At 56.6% G+C, this 13,952-nt stretch carries 12 protein-coding genes; all 12 read left to right on the top strand.

All coding sequences use genetic code 11. From position 1 onward, the window contains the following. Positions 1–6 precede the first annotated feature (6 nt). The gene (locus ACI48J_RS15455; protein WP_405083241.1) at positions 7–1,353 is read left to right on the top strand and encodes an STM4014 family protein; all 1,347 of its coding nucleotides are present in this window, start codon (positions 7–9) and stop codon (positions 1,351–1,353) included. Next, positions 1,350–2,135, top strand: coding sequence for an STM4013/SEN3800 family hydrolase (locus ACI48J_RS15450; RefSeq protein WP_326054717.1), 786 nt, complete (start codon positions 1,350–1,352; stop codon positions 2,133–2,135). Before ACI48J_RS15455 ends, ACI48J_RS15450 begins: the two co-directional genes overlap by 4 nt. Before the next feature lie 74 nt (positions 2,136–2,209). Further along, a complete protein-coding gene (locus ACI48J_RS15445; protein WP_405083240.1) occupies positions 2,210–3,556 on the top strand; it encodes an STM4012 family radical SAM protein in 1,347 nt (448 codons plus the stop codon). Further along, a complete protein-coding gene (locus tag ACI48J_RS15440) occupies positions 3,553–4,470 on the top strand; it encodes an STM4011 family radical SAM protein (protein WP_405079105.1) in 918 nt (305 codons plus the stop codon). The genes ACI48J_RS15445 and ACI48J_RS15440 overlap by 4 nt, the downstream gene beginning before the upstream one ends. Further along, the gene (cysC, locus tag ACI48J_RS15435) at positions 4,454–4,987 is read left to right on the top strand and encodes an adenylyl-sulfate kinase (protein WP_405079103.1); all 534 of its coding nucleotides are present in this window, start codon (positions 4,454–4,456) and stop codon (positions 4,985–4,987) included. Before ACI48J_RS15440 ends, cysC begins: the two co-directional genes overlap by 17 nt. Positions 4,988–5,079: 92 nt before the next feature. Continuing rightward, positions 5,080–5,517 carry a GNAT family N-acetyltransferase gene (locus ACI48J_RS15430; RefSeq protein ID WP_405079102.1) on the top strand — a complete coding sequence of 146 codons (438 nt, stop codon included), beginning with the start codon at positions 5,080–5,082 and terminating at the stop codon, positions 5,515–5,517. A gap of 323 nt (positions 5,518–5,840) precedes the next feature. Further along, positions 5,841–8,123 carry a helix-turn-helix domain-containing protein gene (locus ACI48J_RS15425; RefSeq protein ID WP_405079100.1) on the top strand — a complete coding sequence of 761 codons (2,283 nt, stop codon included), beginning with the start codon at positions 5,841–5,843 and terminating at the stop codon, positions 8,121–8,123. A 188-nt stretch (positions 8,124–8,311) separates the two neighbouring features. Beyond that, complete coding sequence (locus ACI48J_RS15420) at positions 8,312–9,232, top strand: sugar ABC transporter permease (RefSeq protein WP_218230083.1); 921 nt, start codon at positions 8,312–8,314, stop codon at positions 9,230–9,232. 13 nt (positions 9,233–9,245) lie between these two features. Continuing rightward, positions 9,246–10,106 carry a carbohydrate ABC transporter permease gene (locus tag ACI48J_RS15415; protein ID WP_405079098.1) on the top strand — a complete coding sequence of 287 codons (861 nt, stop codon included), beginning with the start codon at positions 9,246–9,248 and terminating at the stop codon, positions 10,104–10,106. Between the two features lie 306 nt (positions 10,107–10,412). After that, the gene (locus tag ACI48J_RS15410; protein WP_405079096.1) at positions 10,413–11,975 is read left to right on the top strand and encodes an extracellular solute-binding protein; all 1,563 of its coding nucleotides are present in this window, start codon (positions 10,413–10,415) and stop codon (positions 11,973–11,975) included. A 49-nt stretch (positions 11,976–12,024) separates the two neighbouring features. Further along, positions 12,025–13,089, top strand: coding sequence for an amidohydrolase family protein (locus ACI48J_RS15405; protein WP_405079094.1), 1,065 nt, complete (start codon positions 12,025–12,027; stop codon positions 13,087–13,089). A 17-nt stretch (positions 13,090–13,106) separates the two neighbouring features. Then, positions 13,107–13,463 (top strand): Rieske (2Fe-2S) protein, encoded by a 357-nt coding sequence (locus ACI48J_RS15400; protein WP_326054701.1) that lies wholly within the window; start codon positions 13,107–13,109, stop codon positions 13,461–13,463. Positions 13,464–13,952: the final 489 nt, after the last annotated feature.

Below are 13,952 nucleotides of genomic sequence, written 5' to 3'. Positions count from 1 at the left end.
CAGAGGATGATCCTGATCGGCAACCCGGACAACCGCCGCACGGCGGGGCTGCAGAACGCCCGGGCGAAGCTGGGGCTGCCTCCGGCCGTCGTGCTGCCGTACGCCGGGCTGCTGGACGGCAGCGCATCGCTCGCGCAGGCGGCAAGCCTCGCCGGGGCGTCGTCACAGCGGGCGGGCGGACCGGCTCCGCTGCTGCGGCTGGACGCGCCCGGCGAGCTCTTCGCGGTGGAGCGCGGGCTGATCGCCCTGGGCGCTCCCGACCACGAAGAGGCGGCGCACGGCGACCGCCTGCTTCCGTTCGGGCGCCGCAGCGATCCGCAGCCGCTCTCCGTGCGGTCCGCGCTCGCGCTCGCGGAGCAGGAGGGACGGCAGTACCACCCGTCCCAATGGTTCCGCGGCTTCGCGAGGCTGCTCGCCCGCCTGCGGCGAGAAGCGGAGGAGCTGTGGCCGCAGCCGCAGTGGACGAACGCGCCGGAGGACATCGCCGGTATGTTCGACAAGCGGCAGACGCACCGCGTCCTGTCCGCTGCCGGCGTGCCGGTGCCCCGCCTTCTGGCTCCGCCGGAGGAGATCGCGGACTGCGAGGCGCTTCGCGGGCTGATGCTCTCCCGGCGGGTTCACCGGGTCTTTGTGAAGCTCGCTTCCGGCTCCGGCGCCTGCGGCGTGGTCGCTTACCGCATCAACCCGCGTACGGGCGCGGAGCAGGCGGTCACGACCGTCGGCGTCGAGAACTACGGCGCCCGCGCTCCGGTATTCTATAACGCGATGAAGCTCCGGCGTTACACGGACCCGACCGCGATCCGCCAGGTGCTGAACTGGCTCTTGAGGCACGGCGCCCACGTCGAGCAGTGGATCGCCAAAGCTTCTTACGGCGACCGGACGTTCGATATCCGTCAGCTTGTCGTGGCGGGAGAAGCCTGCCACAGCATCGCCCGGGTAAGCCGGACGCCGATCACGAACCTGCACCTGCGCAGCGAAAGGGTGAGCGTGGATGACCTCGGCCTGGCGCCGGGCATCCGGGCGGAAGCTGCGGCCTGCGCCGCAAAAGCGCTGGCCGCTTTTCCGCGCTCCTTCTCAGCGGGAGTCGATGTTTTGCTCGACGGCGCGTCACATGCGCCTTACATACTTGACATGAATCCGTTCGGAGATCTGCTGTACCGGGTCGTTCACAAGGGAATGGACCCGTACGAATGGCAGATGAGCCGGATCGCAAGCGGTTCCGCGGAAATTGCCGCAGCTTCCTGGGCCCCCAAGGCTTACGGGTCTGCCGGTTTGACCTGGCCCGCCGGAACCGGAGCTTCCGGGCAGCCCAAAGCCGCAGCGGGATCTCCGGGCGAGGGAGGCACGTTATGATGAATATGAACGAAATCGTGGGCACCCACGATATTTTGATGATTACGCTGGACACGCTGCGTTACGACGCCGCCGTGCTGGAGGAAGCCAACTGCCCGAATCTGTGCGGCGGCGGTTCCTGGGAGAAGCGGCACACCCCCGGCAGCTTTACGTATGCGGCCCATCACGCTTTTTTCGGGGGCTTTCTGCCGACTCCGGCGACGACGGACAAATCGCAGCATATCCGGCTTTTCCACTCCAAGAACACGGGACTTAAAACCCATCCCCATACATGGCTCTTCGACACACCCGATCTGGTGTCCGGTCTTCAGGAAGAAGGCTACCGGACGATCTGTATCGGGGGTGTAATTTTTTTTACGAAAAAAGTTCCGCTTGCCCGGGTGCTCCCCGGCTATTTCCGGGAAAGTTACTGGCGGATGACTTTCGGGGTGACGAACCCGCGCTCCACCGAGCATCAGGTCAATCACGCCCTCAAACTACTCGATCGGACGGAACAAAGCGAGAAGCTGTTTATGTTCCTGAACGTTTCAGCGATTCACGGGCCCAATCATTATTTCCTTCCCGGCGCGAAAAAAGATTCGGTCGAGAGTCAGAGGGCCGCGCTTCGCTACGTGGACGGCCAGTTGGGCCGTTTGTTCGAAGCGATGAGAGAGCGGGAGCGGCCCGTGTTCTGCCTGGCCTTCTCCGACCACGGAACGTGCTACGGCGAAGACGGCTACGAAGGCCACCGGCTCGCACACGAAGCGGTCTGGAATGTGCCTTACCGCGAGTTTATTTTGTAAATTGACGAAAAGGAAGTGAAAGGCCGATGTCCTCTTCTCAATTGGGGAACCAACCGGTGCCGGCAGCAGAAGAAATGTCCGTTTCCGCTTGGGAAGAAAATTTTCGCTTGGCGCCATACCGTTCGTATTTGTATTCGTATCCGCACAAGACGGCTTACCGGGAGCTGGAGAGAAAAATCCCGCTGCAGGAGCTGTGGGCGGACGAGCCGGCGGAAACTTTCTTCTTATATATGCATATCCCGTTCTGCGGGGCGCGCTGCGGCTTCTGCAATTTGTTCACCCTGCCGGACAAGCGGACCGGCGCCCACGAGCAGTATGTCGATGCGCTGGAGCGGCAGGCCCGTCAGTGGGCTCCCCATGTCGCGCATAAGAAATTCGCGCGTTTTGCCGTCGGAGGAGGAACTCCTACGCTGCTGGAACCGGGGCTGCTCGACCGAGTTTTCCGGATAGCGGAGGACGTCATGGGACTCGACAGCGGAGAAGCATCCATCTCGGTCGAAACTTCGCCCGAGACGGTCACCGCAGAGCGCCTGGATATTTTGCAGGCACACAGAGTGGACCGGGTGAGCATGGGCATCCAAAGCTTTGTGGAAGCGGAGGCGGCGGCCATTTACCGCCCGCAAATGCCGCTGGTGGTCGAGAAGGCGCTGGAACAGCTGAAGCGGTACAAGTTCCCGATCCTCAATCTCGATCTTATTTACGGTCTGCCGGGCCAGACCGTGGACACTTGGCTTTACTCCCTGGAGCGGGCGCTTGCCTACGAGCCGGAGGAAATCTTTATATACCCGCTGTATACGCGGGAGCATACGATTGTCAAGCCCGAAGAGATCCGGCAGCGGGGCGCGGATATCCGCATGGCCTGCTACACGGCGGCGCGCGACCGTCTCCTCGCCGCAGGGTATACGCAGTATTCGATGAGGAGGTTCGCGCGCGCGAACGCCTCGTCGCCCAAAACGCTCCTGCCGTACGGCTGCCAGGAGGAGGGCATGGTCGGTCTCGGCTGCGGTGCCCGCTCGTACACAAACAGCGTGCACTACGCGACCCGCTATGCGGTAAGCCGCAGCGCGACGGCCGGCATTATCGCCGATTATGTCGCTGCGGAGCGTCATGACCTCGTCGATTACGGCTTCATCCTGAACGAGGCGGAACGGAAGCGGCGCTTTATTCTAAAGGCTCTCCTTCACCGCGAGGGGCTGGAGCTCGCATCCTACGCCCGCCGGTTCGGAACGGAGGCGCTGGAGGATCATTCGGAGCTGAACCGGCTGACGGAGACGGGGCTCGCCGAGCGGGTTCGGCAAACGGGAACAGGCGGCGGATGTTTCCGGCTGACGGACGACGGGATCGCCCTTTCCGATTCCATCGGGGACTGGTTTATCTCCCCGGAGACCCGCACCCTGATGGAAGGTTACACCTTCGCATGAAGGCGGCGCTGTATTACCGGGGGAGCCTGTCGTCGTGCAATTACGACTGCCCGTACTGCCCGTTCAGCAAGAACAAGGACAGCGCCGCCACGCTGGCGAAGGACCGGCGGCAGGTCGAAGCCTTTACGGAATGGGCGGAGAGCCAGGGAGCCGAAGGCCACCGCCTGTCGGTTTTCTTCAATCCTTACGGGGAAGGGCTGACTCACCGCTGGTACAAGGAGGCCATGGTCCGGCTCTCGCACATGGAACACGTGGATAAAGTCGCGATCCAGACGAATTTATCCGCCGGTCTCGCGTGGACCGATGAACTGAATCCGCGTAAAGCGGCTTTCTGGGTCACGTATCATCCCGGACAGACGACGGAAGAGAAATTTCTGGGGCAGGTTCTGCAGCTCTACAATCGGGGAATTCCGTTCAGCGTCGGATCGGTGGGAGTCAAAAGCGCCTTCAGCCGGCTGGAGTCGCTCCGCCGTTCGCTCCCTTCCGACGTGTATATGTGGGTCAATGGGTTCAAAGACAAGCGGGATTATTACACGGATGAAGATCGGGCTTTCCTACGGGGCCTCGATCCGCTTTTCGACCTGAACGCCGAGGATTACGAGAGCCGGGGACGGGCGTGCGGCACGGGCCTCGACGTTTTCTACGTGCAGGGACCCGGCATAGTGAAGCGCTGCTACAAAGACCGCCGGGTCATCGGTCATCTGTACCGGGACGGCCTGGACGCGCTTTCGCAGCCGCGCCCGTGCGGGATGGACTTCTGCGACTGCTACATCGGCTACATTCATATGCCGGACCTGCAGCTTCGCAGGCGGTACGGCGACGGGCTGCTCGAACGCATCGCAGATGCCGGTTCGCAGAGGCAGATGCCGCGCGTTTACGAAGAAGGAGTGGAGAGTTGTGACGCACACGCTTAACAAAACGTTACCGGCCGGCCTCGCTTACTGGCTGACGGGACTTTCCGGTTCGGGCAAGACCACGACGGCCAAGGCTCTCGCAGCGGAGCTTGCGGCCCGTGGGCACGCCGTCGAATGTTTGGACGGGGACGAGCTCCGGCGGCAGGTCGGAACGGGCCTCGGCTTCAGCAGGGAGGACCGGATGGAGAATGTCCGGCGGGCCGTCTACATAAGCGGTCTGCTTAACCGCAACGGCGTCACGACCGTGGTCAGCCTGATCAGCCCGTACCGCGAAATGCGGGCGTACGCCAGGGAGAACCTGCCGCGATTTATCGAAGTGTTCGTGGATTGTCCTCTTGAAGAGTGCGAGCGCAGGGATGTGAAAGGACTGTACGCGAAGGCGCGATATGGCGAAATTCCGGCTTTTACCGGCATCAGCGACCCGTACGAAGCTCCGGAAAACCCGGAGCTGGTTATCCGCACGGATGGAGACACGCTGGAGTACAACGTGCGGAAGCTGCTCGATTTTTACGCTTAAAAGAAGGAACCCGCCGTGCGGGGTCGTATGTTTATACCTTACGGAAGAGAAGAAACCGGGCAAAAGGGAACGCAAAGGGGGCAGCGAACGAGATGGAAATCCGCAAACCGATTCCGGAGGAAATTCAGCAGATCCGGAGGCTTTCGCCGCAGGCTTTAGCGGAGGGAACGCTCGGAAATGCCGAACCGAACCGGGACAAAGTGAGGCAGCTCGTAGATCCCCTTCTGAAAAAAGGCTGCTACTATCTGATCGCAGCGGAAGAGAAGCGGCTGGCCGGATGGGTGCTGATCGGGGAGAGCAAAGATTCGTTTACCGACCGGATTATCGGGTTTGTATACGAGCTCTATGTGCTTGAACATTTCAGAGGACGCGGAATCTCCAGAAAACTCATGCAGGAAGCGGTCGAACAGCTCAAAAGCCTGGGATACCCCGAAGTACGCCTCAGCGTGTACGCCGGAAATCATGCGCTTCATCTGTATGAGTCGCTGGGCTTCGCTCCGAGAACGATTACGATGACCCTTCCTTTATAACCTGTCTGTCGCAGCAGCAATACGAACGGACCTGACGGTCCGCATGAAACCCTATTTCCCCCCCGGAGGAAATAGGGTTTTTTCACGTTGTTCAAAAAATATTATTTCAAAATTCACAAAATTGTAGAATTATTATTTCACCACCACTATAATACAACTAAAGGGTGGCGTGAGAGCGCTCTCATTACGTCCTGCCGGGATGCCGTGCCTTTATCCGATCGTTTCCGGTGCTGCCGGTTCTTCGTCCCCCATTCGTTCCGGTCCCCGATTTTTCTCCTGTATTCCTTTCTTTCAACCTTCCGTGAAAAGGTGGTAGGCCGACCATGATTCCGATTCCGAGACCGCGTTCTTTCCGTATCGCCTTGTTCTGGCGTCATTTCGCCAACTATTTCGTCGTCATTCTGATTCCCGTAATTGTCGCCTGCACACTGGCTCATTTCCTCGTCGTCTCCCTGATCGAGAAGGATGCGGAGAAATTAAACCGTGTCATTATGAGCCGTTTCTCCGAACAGACGGACACCGCTTTCAATTCCCTGAAAACGAATATGATTAACATGCTCAGCACCTCCAATATACGCAGCCTGCTTAAAGAAACCGGAGATCTGTCCGGCGAGAACCCCCAGCGTATGGAGCTGATCCACGCTCTGCGGGAGCAGCTGATTAAGCTGCAAGCGGATGATCTGGTGACCAAGGCATACCTGGTATTCGTTCATCACGACCTTGTCATTGATGTGGATACGTATACCGATAAGTCGTACTATTTCGATTTCCGTTATCCGATGGGGGCGGAGGAGAAGGCGGCATACCTGGCCAAGTTTACAAATAAGAAAATGATGGAGTTTACGGAACCGAAGCCGGACGGCTCCGCCTTGTCGGCCTTGATGAGCTATCCGTTCAATACGAATACTCCCGAAGTGTATCTGGTGGTGGATGTGAGCAGGGAGAAATTGCAGCGGTTGATCGACATCCGGGAAAACTGGGTGGCCGGTACCGCGATTCTAGGAAGCCGGGGAGAAATTATCGGCTCGAACGGGGTTGTGTCGGACGGTATCAGCCGGATTCCGTCGCCCCTGGCGGCCTCGGGCGACTCCAAATTTCTGATGACGGAGGACAAAGCGATCTCGCTGGTCAAATCGGGTTTTGATGACACGTCCTATTATTTGAGCCTTGTCGATTTGCCTACGCTCATGAAGCCTGCCCATCTTACGCGGCTTATCAGTTGGATTTTTCTTGCCTTTTTCATTGTGGTGGGAAGTTTCGTCTCGTATTATTTGAGCCGCCGCATGTACCGGCCTATCCTGGAGATCAAAGAGGGCCTCAAATCGCACGGCTCTGCCCAGGCGCTGCAGATGCGAAGCGACGGGAACGATTACGATGTGATCAAACGGTTTTCGCAGTTGATCATTTCGGAAAACAAACAGCTTAACCAGCGGGTGACGGGCATGTTTCCGATCGTGCAGGAGCATTTTGTGACCAAAATTTTGCTGGGCGAATACAGGGACGCCCTCTCTATCGAGACGTACGCCGGAGAAATCGGTTTTACCTATACGAAAAAAGCGGCGCGGACCGTGCTCGGCATAGCGCTGCACTATGATCCGGACGTGTACGGCCGGCTTTCGGAGACGTCCAAATCGTTCCTGACGGCGGAGCTGAAAGAACGCATTCTCCAGCTCGTGCCCTCGACCATCTGGCTGTGCGGAATCAAGTCCGACTTGCTCGTCTGCGTTATTCAAAAGGACCCTTTCCTCAGCCGGAGCCCGGAAGAGGAAGCGAACCTGATCCGCGCGGTTCTGCAGCTGTACGGCAGCTATTTCAAAGCGACGATCGGCATCGGCAGGACCGTATACGGCATTGAAGAGCTTCACTTGTCATATGAGCAGGCCGTATCGGTTTTGCAGCGCCGCGGACTGAGCGCGGGCGTCGAGATTTGCAGCGGGCAGAGCGCGCCGGATTCGACCCAGTGCGATACATTCCTGAGCGTGCAGGAGGTGGGCCGCATTCTGAACATCTGCAAAACGCGCGACTACGACAAGCTTCTGCAGTCGGCCTACGAAACGGTGGAGGAAGCCGTACGCAAAAACGCCACGGCCGTTCAGATCAAATATTTGTGCACGGACATTTTAAATACGTGGGTACGGGCGGCGGAAACCGACCGCAAAGACTTCAACGTGCCTTTTTATGCGGGGCTGTTCGAGAAAGTCAACGCTTGCATGACGCTGGAAGAAGTGAAGCGCTGCTTCCTGGAGTTTCATGAGCTGCTTTTCCAACCTGCCAAGCCGGATGAGCGGGCCTGCAAATTTACCGACATCCTGGCGTATATTCATGAGCATTACGATGAAGAGTTGTCGATCGAACAGTTTGCGAATTCCATGAATATGTCCGTAGGCCATTTCAGCCGGACCTTCAAGGAGGAAGTCGGGGAGAAATACGTGGAGTACATCGCCAAATACCGGCTGGTCAAAGCGAAAGAACTGCTTCTTCAAACGGATTTGAAAATGGACGATATCGCCGAAAAAGTCGGTTACTGGGGAAGAAATTCGTTTATCCGGATGTTCCGGAAATACGAAGGCATTACCCCCGCGAAATACCGGACGATTCATCAGTAAATGCGGCAGGACTCCTAATTTTCCGGAGTCTCTTTTTTTTCCTGAATATACCCGGAAAGCCCCGGCCCGCAAGGCATAGAGGAAATGGCACCCGGGCACAAATATGCACGCTTTACCGGTAGCGGCAGGGTTCTTTATAGTTAGGCCATCACCACTTGCAAGCGCTTACTTGAAAGGAGGAAGAGGCCATGACGAAGAGTGCCCGCTTCTGGTATCTCGTCAGAAAACACAAAGCGCTCTACCTGCTGATGCTTCCGGGGATCTTGTACTATATCATTTTCAAGTACGTGCCCATGTACGGCATCATCATCGCTTTCCAGGATTTTTCCATCGGCCGGGGCATCCTCGAAAGCAAATTCGTAGGGCTGAAGCATTTTATCGAATTCTTCTACGTTACGCCGGATTCTTGGAAGCTGATCCGCAACACGGTCATGCTCAACGTGTACGACCTGCTGTTCCATTTCCCGGCTCCGATCGTTCTCGCCATTTTGTTCCACGAGCTGCGAAACAAATGGTTCAAAGGGTTTGTCCAGAGCGTCAGCTATATGCCTCACTTTCTCTCCACGGTTGTGATCGCGGGCATTCTCGTGACGTTTCTGTCTCCGACGACCGGGGTCGTCAACCATTTTCTCGTGAAGGTATTCGGAATGGAACCTGTTATGTTCCTGGGCATTCCCGAGTGGTTCCGGACGATTTACGTAAGCTCCGAAATCTGGCAGAAGATCGGCTGGGGAACGATCCTTTACCTGGCGGCTATCGCCGGTATCGACCCCACGCTGTACGAAGCGGCCAAAATGGACGGAGCGAACCGGTTTCAGCAGATCCGCCATATTACGCTTGTCGGTATGCTGCCGGTCATGATCGTCCTGTTCGTGCTGACGCTCGGTCATTTTATGGAAACGGGCTTCCAGAAAATTTTGCTTCTCTACAATTCCATGAACTACGAAACGTCGGATGTCATCAACACGTTCGTGTACCGGCGGGGCATTCTCGATTCCGATTTCAGCTTCGCGACGGCCGTCGGCCTGTTCCAGTCGATCATCGGGCTTATCCTGGTCGTAACGGCCAACCGGATCGTCCGCAAATATTCCGAGACGAGTCTGTGGTAGGAGGAGGACCGAGATGAAAATCAAAACCAGCCTGGCATCCCGAGTGTTTGACACGCTCAACATCGTTCTGATGCTGCTGCTCGTCATTGTCATGATTTATCCGATGGTGTACGTGTTTTCGGCTTCGATTTCGAATAACGCCCTGGTGGCGAGCGGTGAGGTGCTGCTTCTGCCGAAACAGATCACGCTGGTCGCCTACGAGCGGCTTATCACCAATCCCGATCTGTGGATCAGCTACTGGAATACGATCCGCTACACCGTTCTTCATGTGGCGCTTACCCTGATCGTGACGGCGGCGATGGCTTATCCTTTATCGAAAAAATGGCTTCCGGGCCGAAGAACCATTCTGCTCCTGGCCGCGTTTACCCTGCTGTTCAGCGGTGGCATGATTCCGACCTTTCTGGTCGTTCAAAAGCTCGGCATGCTCGATACGATCTGGGCCATCGTCCTGCCGTCCCTGGTTTCGACGTGGTACCTGTTTATCATGCGGACGTTCTTCGAAGCGCTGCCCGAGGAGCTGGAGGACGCCGCCACAATCGACGGCTGCAGTTCCCTGCAGGTGCTGCTGCGGATCGTCCTGCCGCTTTCTATGCCTGTCATGGCGACCATCGGCCTGTTCACGGCGGTTAACCAGTGGAATGCTTTCTTCGACGCGCTGATCTATCTCAATGACAGAAGCATGTATCCGCTGCAGATTATGCTGCGCAACATTCTCATCGCCGGAACCAGCGTTCAGGGCGAGGGGGATCTGAATCATCTGGAGACGCTCAAATACGCGATGATCATGATCGCTACGCTTCCGATCCTGTGCGTCTATCCGTTTATCCAGAAGTATTTCGTACAGGGAAGCATGATCGGCGGCATCAAAGGCTAGGCGGATATGGAGATAGTTCTGAATTCCCGGTGGAATTCATGGCTATAGAGCAAAGTCCGCGATACGCGGGGCAGCAGCAAAGAACGTGAGTACAGTTCTCCCTGGCAACTGCGGCAGCTCTCGTGCTTCCGGTACGGGCAGCGTAACTATCATGACAAGCGTGACCAGAAAGACAAGCGTGACCAGTAAGACCAGCGTGATCAGCAAGATAAGCAAGATCAGCAAGATCAGCAAGATCAGCAAGACTAGCGTGACCAGCAAAGCTGGCCAGTAGACCAGAAGCTACCATTATGGGGAGGTTCGGAAATGAAAAAAAGACCGTTTGCCGTGATTTTGACAGTCGCTCTGCTTGCCGGTGCCGTAGCGGTGGGATGTTCCAGCAAGGATCAGGGAGCTTCACCGGGGGAGGGCGGGGGATCGGACGCCAAGAAACCCGTCAAATTTTCATGGCTGGCTTATGACCGGGTAGAGGGAAAAGTGCGGCAGGACTGGGAGATTTTCAAAGAGATTGAGAAAAAGACCGGCGTCAGCGTCGATTTCCAGATTGTCAGCCAGGAAGGACTCACCGAGAAAAGACAGATCATGATCGCCACGAACTCCGTCACGGATTTTATCCAGGTGAGCACCCAGGAGGGCAGAGAACACGGTCCCGATAAAGTATTCCTGAACTTGAAGGACTACCTGGACAAAGCGCCGAACCTGAAAGCGTTCTACGACAAATACCCGGAAGCCAAAGCGGTCGCCAGCGGAGCGGACGGCGGCATTTACACGGTGCCCGTGATCGAAGGGGATGCCGAGGGCAAAGGCTTTAACTTCATCTGGTATACCCGCAAAGATCTTATGGATAAGTACGGTCTGAAGCCGCCGGCTACCTTGGATGAATTTTACCGGTTCCTGAAGGCGTACAAGGAAAAAGAACCGAACTCGTATCCGCTCATTCCCAATGCGATCGTGGGCGATACGGGGCTGTATACGGTATTCGGCCGGGCGTTTACGGGCATCCAAGGCTTCTTCAACATCGACCCGACGACCGATAAATATGCGTTCGCCCCGTATCACAAAGGCTACAAAGACTCGCTTGTCTTTTTGAATAAGCTGTACACCGAAAAGCTACTCGATCCCGAGTATTCCCTGCTCACCCAGGCCCAGTGGGAGGAACGCATACTGAAAGGCAAGTCGCTCGTGACCTACTTCTGGAAAGCGGATTTGGAGTCGCTAACGGATAAAGGCCGCAAAGCGGGCACCCCCGCTTTCGAGCTCGACGCGATTCCGCAGTTTGCCGCGGACGGCATTAAAAATTACCAGTTCTCCCGTCCCGTAATCGGAGCTGTGGGGCGCGCGATTTCCGCCAAGGTCAAAGATAAGGAAAGGGCGGTCCAGTTCCTGGACTACCTCGTCAGCGAGGAAGGCTCGAACTATCTGTCCCTGGGCATCGAAGGCAAAACGTACACGATGGAAAACGGCAAGCCCGTTTATATGAAAGAATTCGGAGCTTCCCCGTTCAACACGCTGCGCAAGGACTGGGGCGTCTGGTATGACCTGATCACTCTGGACAATGCGAAATCCCGGGAGGTTTGGGAGCGCGGGCTTAGCGACAAGAGCAAGGATATCAACAAGCGGTATGAGCCGTTTATCGTGCCGTCCCCGAAACAGATCGTAAAAACGCAGGAAGAGCTGGAGCTGGAAAAATCGAAGCTGAACAACTTGAACAAATTCCTGGAACAGAAATTAACGGAGTTCGTCACCGGAAAAACGCCGATCAACGATACGACTTACCAGCAGTTCCTGGATCAAGTTAAGAAGATGGGAGCGGACGATTTGCTGAACATGTACAATACGGCCTATACCCGGACGTACGGCAAGAAGTAGATCTCGAGCCCGGGTACATGGCAAGCATCAGTACGAAGGAGGGAAAGCTGTGGCAGCAGCGGAAAAGCTGAAAGTCATCGATACCGACGTTCACAACGAACAGAACGACTCGGCCTTGATCCCGTATTTGCCGGAGCCCTGGAAATCCAGGGTCGCGACAACGGGCATCGGTTACTCGGGCTCCGGTTATTACTCGCCGATAGGCGTCATGAAGAAGGACTCGATTCCGCCGGGAGGAGGTAAAGCGGGCTCCGACCCCGACTTCATGATCAAGCAGCTCATCGAAGGCTACAACGTCGAGTACGCCGTCCTGACGGGCGTCGTCTACAACATCTCGACGACGCACGACCCGGATTACGCGGCGGCCGTCTGCTCCGCATACAACGACTTCCTTATCGCCGAATGGCTCGGCAAGCATAAGGCGTTCAAGGGCGCCATGGCGGTATCGACGCTCGACCCGCAGCTCGCCGCCAGAGAGATCGACCGGGTCGGGGATCATCCCGACATCGTCGAAGTGATCATCTCCAGCGCCGCACGCTGGCCGCTGGGGCACCGCTTCTACCACCCGATCTACGAAGCGGCGGAGCGGCACGGCCTGCCCGTCGCCATCCATCCGGGCGCCGAAGGAGGGGGCAGCTCGACCGCGCCTACGGCGGCCGGGTATCCGGCGAGGTACATCGAGTGGCATACGTGCCTGTCCCAAATGTTCATGGCCCATTTGGTCAGCCTCGTATGCGAGGGGGTATTCGCCAAGTTCCCCGGCCTGAAGGTCGTGCTCGTCGAGGGCGGCATCGCCTGGCTGCCGCCGCTGATGTGGCGGCTCGACAAGAACTACAAGGCGCTCCGCTCCACCGTTCCCTGGCTGACGAAGATGCCGAGCCGGTATATCGCGGAGCACTGCTTCCTGACGACGCAGCCGATCGAGGAGCCGGACAATCCGCAGCATCTGGCCGACTTATTTAACATGTTCGACGCGGAGAACATGATTCTCTATTCCAGCGACTATCCGCACTGGGACTTCGATGCGCCGGATATGATCCTTCGCAAGCTGAAGCCGGAAGCCCGGCGCAAAATTTTTTACGAGAACGCGAAAAAGCTCTACAACTTATCGTAAACGGAGGCCATTCGAACATGGCGGTATACGAGGTGCTGAATGTGAAAGACGTTCCCGAAGGCGGGCATGTCGGGGTCAAGGTGGAAGGGCGGGAAATCTGTATCTATCGGATCGGCGGGGAATTCTACGCGCTCCACAATTACTGCCCGCACCAGGGGGCGCCGATGTGCGCGGGGCTTGTCTCCGGGACGAATCTTCCGTCGGACGTCTACGAGTACGATTACAGCCGCCAGGGCGAAATTGTGCGCTGCCCGTGGCACGGCTGGGAATTCGATATCAAAACCGGAAAGTCCTTGTTCAGCGACCGGACCCGGGTCAAGAAATACGAACTGGAAATTAAGGACGGCCGGATTGGCATTGTGCTTGGAAAATAAGGAAATAACCGCGTCGTCCCGACGAAGAGCGCAGTCCGGGATTTACCGAAAGGCATTTCCCGTGGTGCGCTGCGGCTGGCAGGATTGTGGTCAAGGAGATTTAAAAAACATCGGGCTGCAATAAGCCGTTTATTTGCCAAAGAGCTGCGTTGAGCGGCTCTTTTTGTGTTTAAAAACTTTATGGCATGCGATTCTTTTTTTGTACGAGATATGAAATGATAATGACAAGTGATGTAACAAAAGCACCTAACCATCCGATAGTTGGAGCATATTGCACATAGCTCTGACCATATAAAGCAAATAGCATGAAGATAACAATTAGCACCATAGCCAAAATTATCAATAGTCTAATTTTCATAACAATCTCCTTCCCCTTAAACAAATCGCATATTCAATCTACGGCAAAATTCCTACATTAAATATATTTCCTCACCAAATTTTGAAACGAAGTTCAGGATGTGACGTATTTTACATGTATGCCTGATGCAT

This window comes from Paenibacillus chitinolyticus (assembly GCF_045038035.1).
In the GTDB taxonomy this organism is placed as follows: Bacteria; Bacillota; Bacilli; order Paenibacillales; family NBRC-103111; genus Paenibacillus_F; species Paenibacillus_F chitinolyticus_A.
Note: the sequence above shows the minus strand (reverse complement) of the source record. Positions and strands in the feature narration are given on the sequence as shown.

Bases quoted from the DNA above. Each gene is read 5' to 3' on its own strand.
- ACI48J_RS15455 (WP_405083241.1), top strand. From the start codon at position 7: ATGATCCTGATCGGCAACCCGGACAACCGCCGCACGGCGGGGCTGCAG.
- ACI48J_RS15450 (WP_326054717.1), top strand. From the start codon at position 1,350: ATGATGAATATGAACGAAATCGTGGGCACCCACGATATTTTGATGATT.
- ACI48J_RS15445 (WP_405083240.1), top strand. From the start codon at position 2,210: ATGTCCGTTTCCGCTTGGGAAGAAAATTTTCGCTTGGCGCCATACCGT.
- ACI48J_RS15440 (WP_405079105.1), top strand. From the start codon at position 3,553: ATGAAGGCGGCGCTGTATTACCGGGGGAGCCTGTCGTCGTGCAATTAC.
- ACI48J_RS15430 (WP_405079102.1), top strand. From the start codon at position 5,080: ATGGAAATCCGCAAACCGATTCCGGAGGAAATTCAGCAGATCCGGAGG.
- ACI48J_RS15425 (WP_405079100.1), top strand. From the start codon at position 5,841: ATGATTCCGATTCCGAGACCGCGTTCTTTCCGTATCGCCTTGTTCTGG.
- ACI48J_RS15420 (WP_218230083.1), top strand. From the start codon at position 8,312: ATGACGAAGAGTGCCCGCTTCTGGTATCTCGTCAGAAAACACAAAGCG.
- ACI48J_RS15415 (WP_405079098.1), top strand. From the start codon at position 9,246: ATGAAAATCAAAACCAGCCTGGCATCCCGAGTGTTTGACACGCTCAAC.
- ACI48J_RS15410 (WP_405079096.1), top strand. From the start codon at position 10,413: ATGAAAAAAAGACCGTTTGCCGTGATTTTGACAGTCGCTCTGCTTGCC.
- ACI48J_RS15400 (WP_326054701.1), top strand. From the start codon at position 13,107: ATGGCGGTATACGAGGTGCTGAATGTGAAAGACGTTCCCGAAGGCGGG.